At 70.0% G+C, this 1875-nt stretch carries 2 protein-coding genes and 1 pseudogene; 1 reads left to right on the forward strand and 2 read right to left on the reverse strand.

Annotated features, from left to right (window positions below; genetic code table 11):
* Positions 1–433, forward strand: a pseudogene (locus ACFW0G_RS42845) (glycosyltransferase family 2 protein); the annotation flags it as partial.
* On the opposite strand, the gene ACFW0G_RS42850 reads toward ACFW0G_RS42845, so the two are convergent.
* Positions 421–1098, reverse strand: coding sequence for a YoaK family protein (locus tag ACFW0G_RS42850; protein ID WP_378331302.1), 678 nt, complete (start codon positions 1096–1098; stop codon positions 421–423). The pseudogene ACFW0G_RS42845 and the gene ACFW0G_RS42850 sit on opposite strands and share 13 nt — an antisense overlap.
* Positions 1099–1176: 78 nt before the next feature.
* Positions 1177–1623 (reverse strand): nitroreductase family deazaflavin-dependent oxidoreductase, encoded by a 447-nt coding sequence (locus tag ACFW0G_RS42855; RefSeq protein ID WP_378331303.1) that lies wholly within the window; start codon positions 1621–1623, stop codon positions 1177–1179.
* Between the last annotated feature and the right edge of the window lie 252 nt (positions 1624–1875).

A 1875-nucleotide genomic window follows, 5' to 3' on the forward strand; every position in this document is an offset into this window, starting at 1 on the left:
GGAGATCCGCCGCATCCGCGACGCCTACCCGGAGACCAAACGCCACAAGGCCACCGACGTCCCCGGCATCGCCTCCAACGACATCGGCATCATCACCAGTGCACCGCCGCCCAGCCGCCCCATGCTCGTCATGCTCAAGCGACTGCTGCACCAGACACAGGGCAAGCAGCGTCACGCGCTGGGCGCGGTGGCCGCCGACGACGCGCATTGGTGGCATGTCGCGCAGTTCCGGACCGCGGTGGTGACGGACGCGAACCAGGAGGGTGTGCGGGTCCGTTCCTTCGACCGGACGGCGATGTTCGAGCTGACCCGCCGGAGCGTCAAGGTCATCAACCGGCTTCGCAAGGAAGGCTCGACTGTTCAGGAGCAGTACAAGCGCGCGATGCCCGAGCTGACCTCGCGCGACAACTGGACCCGCCTCTACCGGCTCTGACGCGGCCGCTCGTCGAGGACGAACAGCAGCATTCCGGCGCAGAGCAACAGGGCGGCACCCCAGGCCGCCCTGTTGCCCAGCCACGCGGTGACGAGCGCGCCGAGCCCGGCGCCCGCCAGGAAGGACAGGCAGATCGCGCCGAACGCGCGGGCCTGCGCGGCGGCGCCGGGCTCCTCACGGAACACCGCGCGGTAGGCGGCCTTGGTCGCGGTGCGGAGGTTCCCGGTGGTCATCGTGGTGTTGACCGCCCAGTCGCCGAGCTTGCCGAACGTCGAGTTCTGCAGAGCGGCCACAAAGGACACGATGAGCACGATCGTGGTGCTGCTGAAGGAATCCGGCAGGAACCCGATCACCGCGAGCACCACGATCTCGGCCAGCAGCGCGACCCGGAGCGGCCGCCGCAGCCACGGCGCGACCCGCGGGTGGGTCACCGTTTCGGCCACCGCGACACCGGCCACGAAGGCCAGCAACGGTGGTAGGTGGCTCAGCGCGTCGGCCCCATCGCCCCGTGCCGCGAACACGCCGAGCAGCACCACGTTCCCGGTCTGCGCGTTGGCGAACACTCCGCCGTGCGCGACGAAGGTGAACGAGTCGAGGAAACCGCCCGCGACGGCGAGCAACGCGGCCAGCCGCAGGGTGCCCGCGGTGATGCGGCCGCTGTTCATGGTGTCCAGTGTGGACGGAACGGCTCACCGGGTGCAACACGGGGCAGGACCGCGCCGTGCCCGCGTTGTCCTGATTCCTCAGACGTCCTCGACGCGGAACACCGCGATGCGCTCGGCCGCCGCGGCGACGGCGTCCGGGGTCGGGGCGTCGGCCAGCCCGGTGGTCACGAGCCGGTTGGCGACGCTCGCCGGGCTCTTCTTCACCAGCTCGCGCAGCAGTGGCCGCCGCTCGTCGACCGGCACCTCGACGAGCCGCGCCGTCGACGAACGGCGGCCGCGGGTGAGCGTCACGGTGTCCGCGGCGCGGGCGTTCGCCACCCACGCGGCCTTCGGGTACGCCTGCATGATGTAGCGGCCGCCCGTCAGCGGGATGACCGCGATGGGGAACGTGCGGGGCTGCCCGCTGCGGCGCCCCGCGACGGTGAGCAACTGCATCGGCCCGAAGGCGACGCCCGCGCGCTGCAGTCCGACGATGACCTTGTTCAGGGAGTTGACCATCCGGCGGTAGGTCTCGGCTTTCGTCATGTGCCCACTGTACCCCAAGTAGTACGAGACTCATATGATCTGCCCGGCATACTTCCTCCGGCGCGGAACTCGCCCGCCCGAGTGAGGTCTTCTCAGTGGGGTGGGTGGTGCTCGTGGGCTTGTTGTGGCGGTTGGGGTTCGTGCGGTGGTTTAGGTTGTGGGGGAACCACCCCCAGGGGAGGTCAAAAAAGAGCACACAACCAGAGGGAACCCAGGGGCGGGTTTCACCCCCGAGACCACCCCCCAACCCGC

Origin of the sequence: Amycolatopsis sp. NPDC058986 (genome assembly GCF_042741125.1) — a bacterium.
GTDB lineage: Bacteria > Actinomycetota > Actinomycetes > Mycobacteriales > Pseudonocardiaceae > Amycolatopsis.

Excerpts from the sequence above, each read along its gene's own strand:
- ACFW0G_RS42850 (WP_378331302.1), bottom strand. The coding sequence starts at position 1,098 with ATGAACAGCGGCCGCATCACCGCGGGCACCCTGCGGCTGGCCGCGTTG.
- ACFW0G_RS42855 (WP_378331303.1), bottom strand. The coding sequence starts at position 1,623 with ATGACGAAAGCCGAGACCTACCGCCGGATGGTCAACTCCCTGAACAAG.